This window comes from Streptococcus sp. A23 (genome assembly GCF_043674155.1).
GTDB lineage: Bacteria > Bacillota > Bacilli > Lactobacillales > Streptococcaceae > Streptococcus > Streptococcus suis_V.
The window spans coordinates 47,101-53,418 of sequence record NZ_JBIMJP010000014.1 but is presented as its reverse complement, the minus strand read 5'-3'; the positions used below and the strand labels follow the sequence as shown (position 1 = coordinate 53,418).

Sequence of the window (6,318 nt, the reverse complement as noted above, 5' to 3'; positions counted from 1 at the left end):
TTTGGATACAAACCCAAAATTATTCAAACGGATAATGGTTTTGAGTTTACCCATTTCAAAGAGACCAAGCAAATTCACCCCCTAGACCTACTTTGTCAGGAACTTGGTATTGAGCACAAACTAATTCGTCCTCGAACACCCAGACATAATGGCAAGGTTGAGCGCAGTCATCGAAATGATAACCGACGTTTCTACCAGCACTTGACCTTTTACTCCTATGACGATCTGATCAAGCAGATGAAAACCTATCTTTATCGTTCTAATCGACTCCCTATGCAAACTTTAGGCTGGAAATCTCCTATCGATATCAGAAAAGCTTTACTAGAAGCTAGCTCCTAGTAAAGCTTAACAAATGGATAACTTCAAAATCACCTTTTTGGTCTCACATCATTGACAAAGGTACATTCTCAACTTCAAGCTTCCTGAAAATGAGAAATAAGTTCATACTCAGAGATAGATATTCTTCATCAACATCCTATCATCAACTAACCCCACTCTCAGTATCACTTAGCTAATAGACCTAAAATTCATTATCCAGGCCATCTGATAGCTTTGATCCTCCCTCATCACTTAAACTGGGCACCGTATTGGGCTAACAGATGAGTCTAACGTAACCGCCCAATAACGGAGTATCTTTTCAGCTTCCCTATTATCCAGTATACTGTTAGAGAAAACAGAACTGGAGGATTTTTTTATATCACACCCCATCGTCCCATTGACTGTTCCCAAATCTCGTCGCTTTGAGAAGAAAGGCAGAAACGATATTCTAATGAAAATTCGTCTCGGAAAAGTGGAACTCACATTCTTTCAAGCGATCCACCAAGAGACACTAGAAACACTCTTGGATAAGGTACTGCACTATGACCATCCAGCTCAGTGATTTAGGACAAGTGCAACCGCCCAATATACTTCGTTATTGGGCAGTTGCGTCTAACACTACAGACTTATTGAATCACAAGAATTCTCCGACATTCATAGTTAACAAGAGCTAAAAAACGCCTGCTTACGAAATTATTCTAGCTTAGAGTAATTTCGTAAACAAGCGTCAAATCAATATGATGAGTGTTACCGCTGGGGCAGGCCCAGCGGTAGACCAGAGCTAGACTAAGAAGATTTCTCTTCCATCATCATAACACTCAACAAAATTGATGATCTTATACAAGTTCGATAATTGCCATTGGGGCAGCATCACCACGACGTGGTTCAGTTTTAAGGATACGAGTGTATCCACCATTGCGCTCAGCATAACGAGGTGCGATTTCTGAGAACAATTTTTGAAGAGCTGTAGTAGCTGTGTACTTATCAGTTGCTTCATCGTAGTTTTCAGATGCAATTTCGTTACGAACAAATGCAGCAGCTTGACGACGTGCGTGCAAGTCACCACGTTTACCAAGTGTGATCATTTTTTCAACTGTTTTACGGATTTCTTTAGCACGAGCTTCAGTTGTAACGATTGATTCGTTGATCAAAAGGTCAGTTGTCAAATCGCGCAACATTGCTTTACGTTGTGAGCTAGTGCGTCCTAGTTTACGGTATGCCATGATTTCCTCCTATATTTATTTATCATTTTTCAATCCAAGACCGAGTTCAGCAAGTTTAATCTTCACTTCCTCAAGACTCTTACGGCCCAGATTGCGCACTTTCATCATTTCTGGCTCAGTTTTCTCTGTCAAGTCAAACACAGTATTGATGCCTGCACGTTTAAGACAGTTGTATGAGCGAACAGAAAGATCCAATTCTTCGATCGTACGATCAAGCATACGGTCATCAGATGCTGTTTCAGATTCTTTCATCACTTCAGCTGATTTTGCAACTTCAGTCAAATCTGTAAAGAGACCCAAGTGCTCCATCAAGATACGAGCAGAAAGCCCAAGTGCATCTTCAGGAATAATTGTACCGTTTGTACTGATTTCAAGTGTCAATTTGTCAAATCCATCGTTGCTACCAACACGAGCTGGCTCAACTTGATAATTGACTTTTGTAACTGGCGTATAGATTGAATCTACCGCAAGTGTACCTACTGGTGCATCATCTTTCTTATTGCCTTCAGCTGGTACATAACCGCGACCTGCATTTACAGTTAAAATCGCTTTAAATGTTGCACCTTCAGCAATTGTGAAGAGATAATGATCAGGATTTACAATTTCAATATCACTATCTGTAAGAATATCACCTGCTGTTACCGCAGCTGGACCTACTACATCAAGTTCAATTTTCTTTTCGTCTTCGACATAAGATTTTACAGCAATGCCTTTGATGTTAAGAATGATTTGCATAACATCTTCACGGACACCTGGAACTGTGTCGAATTCGTGGAGTACACCATCAATCTTAATTGATGTTACTGCAGCACCCGGAAGTGAAGCAAGAAGTACACGACGAAGAGAGTTACCAAGAGTTGTTCCGTAACCACGTTCAAGCGGTTCGACTACAAATCTGCCGTAATCTTTATTTTCATCAATTTTTGTTATTGTTGGTTTTTCAAACTCAATCATTTCTTACTCCCTCTTAAACGAAAAGCTGTGTATGGTTGGTATGATTATACACGGCGACGTTTTGGAGGACGAGCACCATTGTGTGGTACAGGAGTCACATCACGAATTGCTGTTACTTCAAGACCAGCGGCAGCAAGAGCGCGGATAGCAGACTCACGACCTGAACCTGGGCCTTTAACGGTAACTTCAACTGTTTTAAGACCGTGTTCTTGTGCAGATTTAGCAGCTGCTTCTGAAGCCATTTGGGCTGCGAATGGTGTAGATTTACGTGAACCTTTAAAACCAAGAGCACCAGCTGATGACCAAGCAATAGCGTTACCATGCACATCAGTAATCATAACAATAGTGTTATTAAATGTAGCGTGAATATGTGCAATACCAGATTCGATATTCTTTTTCACACGACGTTTACGTGTTGGTTTAGCCAATTTTTCTACCTCCTATATTATTTTTTCTTACCTGCAATCGCAACGGCTTTACCTTTACGAGTACGAGCATTGTTTTTAGTGTTTTGTCCACGGACAGGAAGTCCACGACGGTGACGGATTCCACGGTATGAACCGATTTCCATCAAACGTTTAATGTTCAAGTTAACTTCACGACGGAGGTCACCTTCAACTTTGATTGCATCAACTTCACGACGAATAGCATCTTCTTGATCTGATGTCAAATCTTTCACGCGTACATCTTCTGAAATGCCTGCAGCTGCAAGAATTTTTTTAGATGTTGCAAGACCGATACCGTATACGTATGTCAATGAAATAACTACACGTTTGTCATTTGGAATGTCAACTCCAGCAATACGAGCCATGTTTTCTCCTTTCTATATTTTAACCTTGACGTTGCTTGTGTTTAGGGTTTGCTGGGCAAATCACCATAACACGACCATTACGACGAATAACTTTGCAGTATTCGCAAATTGGTTTGACCGATGGTCTTACTTTCATGTTTTATCCCTCCAAGTATTTCGGCTATTTAAAGCGGTATGTGATACGTCCACGAGTCAAGTCATACGGACTAAGCTCAACAGTTACGCGGTCTCCGACCAAAATACGAATGTAGTTCTTACGGATTTTACCAGAAACAGTTGCAAGGACTTGGTGTCCATTTTCCAACTCAACAGTAAACATAGCATTTGGCATTGTATCAACTACTTTGCCTTCAATTTCAATCACATCTTCTTTTGCCATGCAAAAGTATCCCCTCTCTAAATATCGATTTGATGCCCTCTGAACACAGAGGTAACAATTATAAGTCAGACTAGGCTATTTTATCACTTTCACAAGAAAAATGCAAGCCAAATCCATTAGATTATTTTAAATTTGACAAGACTGTGTCAATTGCTTGGAAAACAAGTTCGATGTCTTGGTCTCCCTCAATATCATGGACCAAACCTTTGGCACGATAGTGGTCAATAATTGGTTGACCTTGGGCAATATTGACCTCCAAACGGCGTTGAACAGATTCAGGCTTATCATCTTCACGCTGATAGAAATCTTCTTCTTTATAATCTCCAACAGGTGGGTTAAAGATTTTATGGAAGGTTTCACCGGTTTCTTTATGGATGATTCGACCGCTAAGACGCTCAACCAATTTAGATGGATCGATTTCAATGTTGATAACACCCTGAAGTTCAATTCCTAGATCTGCTAGGTTGGCATCCAAGGCATGCGCTTGTTCAATCGTACGTGGGTAACCATCTAGCAAGAAACCTTTTTCCTTGATGTCGTCTTGCACCAAACGCTCTTTGACGATACCATTGGTTACTTCGTCCGGAACCAAGTCGCCTTTGTCGATATACGATTTAGCAAGTAACCCCATTTCCGTTTGATTAGCCATAGCAGCACGGAACATATCGCCTGTAGAAATGTGAGCAACATTAAATTTTTCAACAATCTTAGCCGCTTGAGTCCCTTTACCAGCACCTGGCAAACCCATAATTAAAAGATTCATGACAAACTCCTTATTTTGTTTTCACATAAATTTGCCACAATTGACAAACTTATCTAAAAACAAAATAGAAGGTTGACTAGGTCAACCTATATTCTATTCTGTTACGTTCATAAAGCCTACATATTTTCTCTTGAGAAGGTATCCCTCCAATTGCTTGATACCCTCGATACTTGTCATAATCAAGATAATCAAACTAGTACCCAGGAAGGCAATATTGGAAGAAAGACCAAAAATATTTTGAGCAAGAATTGGTAACAAGGCTACAAAACTCAAGAACAAGGCACCAACTGTCGCCAGACGTTTCAACAGGACAGAGAAATACTTCTCCGTTCCATTACCTGGACGAACACCGTGGATATATGCCGCACTTTTTTGAAGACTCTCTGCCGTTTTCTCAGGATTTACCTGTACAAATGTATAGAAAAAGGTAAAAATGATAATCAATCCAGCATATACCAGCATCCCTTTAACAGTGGAATAATCAAAATACTCTTGAATACCTAGTAACCAACCCGCACTTCTGTTTTGACTAGCAAAAAATTGAATCAAAGAACTTGGTAGTGCAGTGATAGACCCGGCAAAGATAACGGGGATAACGCCTGCAGGATTCAATTTTAAGGGAAGATATGAGCTAGATGGCGCACCTTGAGCACGTTTTGTATATTGAATCGGAATCTTGTATTCAGCTTGTTGAATGTAGGTTGTAAAGTAGACTACAAACAAGATGAGTACAATCAAAAGTCCAACATAAATGATGGATTCTGTAATCCGACTAGCCTCAATATTGACAAAACGGTCGATATAAATTTCTCTAAAAGTATCTGGCAAGGATGAAATGATTCCCGCAAAGATAATCATTGATGTTCCGTTACCATAGCCCTTATCAGAAATTTGTTCTCCCAACCAAGTCACAATGACAGAACCGGTTGCCAAGATAGAACCCAGCAAAAGATAGGTCTGCCAAGTCATTGGCATATTGGTCAGTCGTGCTCCTGATAGGGCATTAAAGCTGGCGATAATCCCCATGGATTGGACAAAGGCCAAAACCAAGGAAATATAGCGAGTCGCCTGGTTTAATTTCCGACGACCAACCTCGCCCTGCTTGCCCCACTCTACAAACTTCGGCAAAATGTCCATCTGAAGCAGTTGAACAATAATCGAAGCCGTGATATAAGGGCTGACACCCAGTGCAAAAACAGAGAAATTTTTCAAAGCGTTACCCGAAACCAAACTCATCATGTTTAGGAAGGGAACGTTTGACAATGCTTCTAAGCTTTTGGCATTGACACCAGGAACGGTGATATGTGTACCAATCCTGAACACCAAAAGGATAAAAATTGTAAATAAGATTTTCTTACGAACAGCTTTTACTTTTAGAGCATCTGTTAAAAGTTTAAAAAACATAGGCGGTCACCTCTTAGATGACTTCTACTGAGCCACCTTTAGAAGTGATTGCTTCTTCAGCTGATTTAGAGAATTTAGCAGCTTTCACTGTCAATTTCTTCGTCAATTCGCCGTTACCAAGGATTTTAACACCTGATTTTTCAGCTTTAACGATACCAGCTTCGATAAGTACAACTGGTGTTACTTCAGCACCATCTTCAAAAGCGTTCAATTGATCAAGGTTAACGATTGCGTATTCTTTAGCGTTGATGTTTGTAAATCCACGTTTTGGAAGACGACGGAACAATGGAGTTTGTCCACCCTCAAAACCAGGACGAACACCGCCACCGCTACGAGCTTTTTGACCTTTTTGACCACGGCCAGATGTTTTACCGTTACCTGATGATGTACCACGACCTACACGGTTGCGGACTTTACGTGAACCTGTTGCAGGTTGCAATTCATGAAGTTTCATTATATATTTCTC

At 40.5% G+C, this 6,318-nt stretch carries 11 protein-coding genes; 2 read left to right on the top strand and 9 right to left on the bottom strand.

The genetic code is table 11. The features are described from left to right. Positions 1-339: integrase core domain-containing protein (locus tag ACHBIE_RS08570; protein WP_394733143.1), on the top strand; the 339-nt coding region annotated here is incomplete at its 5' end. A 355-nt stretch (positions 340-694) separates the two neighbouring features. Further along, positions 695-880: a hypothetical protein gene (locus ACHBIE_RS08565; protein WP_105122394.1), complete on the top strand. Its 186-nt coding sequence runs from the start codon at positions 695-697 to the stop codon at positions 878-880. Between the two features lie 274 nt (positions 881-1,154). Here ACHBIE_RS08565 and rplQ read toward each other — a convergent pair whose 3' ends face one another. The 9 genes from rplQ to rplO form a co-directional block, all read right to left on the bottom strand. Then, on the bottom strand, positions 1,155-1,541 hold the full coding sequence (rplQ, locus tag ACHBIE_RS08560; protein WP_024532345.1) for a 50S ribosomal protein L17: 387 nt from the start codon (positions 1,539-1,541) through the stop codon (positions 1,155-1,157). A gap of 15 nt (positions 1,542-1,556) precedes the next feature. Further along, complete coding sequence (locus ACHBIE_RS08555) at positions 1,557-2,495, bottom strand: DNA-directed RNA polymerase subunit alpha (protein WP_105111778.1); 939 nt, start codon at positions 2,493-2,495, stop codon at positions 1,557-1,559. Positions 2,496-2,539: 44 nt separating this feature from the next. After that, positions 2,540-2,923, bottom strand: a complete 384-nt coding sequence (gene rpsK / locus ACHBIE_RS08550) for a 30S ribosomal protein S11 (RefSeq protein WP_004195509.1) — start codon at positions 2,921-2,923, stop codon at positions 2,540-2,542. A gap of 17 nt (positions 2,924-2,940) precedes the next feature. Then, complete coding sequence (gene rpsM / locus ACHBIE_RS08545) at positions 2,941-3,306, bottom strand: 30S ribosomal protein S13 (RefSeq protein WP_002936622.1); 366 nt, start codon at positions 3,304-3,306, stop codon at positions 2,941-2,943. 19 nt (positions 3,307-3,325) lie between these two features. After that, complete coding sequence (gene rpmJ, locus ACHBIE_RS08540) at positions 3,326-3,442, bottom strand: 50S ribosomal protein L36 (RefSeq protein WP_001808836.1); 117 nt, start codon at positions 3,440-3,442, stop codon at positions 3,326-3,328. A gap of 24 nt (positions 3,443-3,466) precedes the next feature. Beyond that, positions 3,467-3,685, bottom strand: a complete 219-nt coding sequence (infA, locus tag ACHBIE_RS08535) for a translation initiation factor IF-1 (protein ID WP_002936627.1) — start codon at positions 3,683-3,685, stop codon at positions 3,467-3,469. A gap of 121 nt (positions 3,686-3,806) precedes the next feature. Next, positions 3,807-4,448, bottom strand: a complete 642-nt coding sequence (locus ACHBIE_RS08530; RefSeq protein WP_105122395.1) for an adenylate kinase — start codon at positions 4,446-4,448, stop codon at positions 3,807-3,809. 93 nt (positions 4,449-4,541) lie between these two features. Then, the gene (gene secY, locus ACHBIE_RS08525) at positions 4,542-5,852 is read right to left on the bottom strand and encodes a preprotein translocase subunit SecY (RefSeq protein ID WP_105122396.1); all 1,311 of its coding nucleotides are present in this window, start codon (positions 5,850-5,852) and stop codon (positions 4,542-4,544) included. Positions 5,853-5,865: 13 nt separating this feature from the next. Further along, positions 5,866-6,306 carry a 50S ribosomal protein L15 gene (gene rplO, locus ACHBIE_RS08520; RefSeq protein WP_105107796.1) on the bottom strand — a complete coding sequence of 147 codons (441 nt, stop codon included), beginning with the start codon at positions 6,304-6,306 and terminating at the stop codon, positions 5,866-5,868. Between the last annotated feature and the right edge of the window lie 12 nt (positions 6,307-6,318).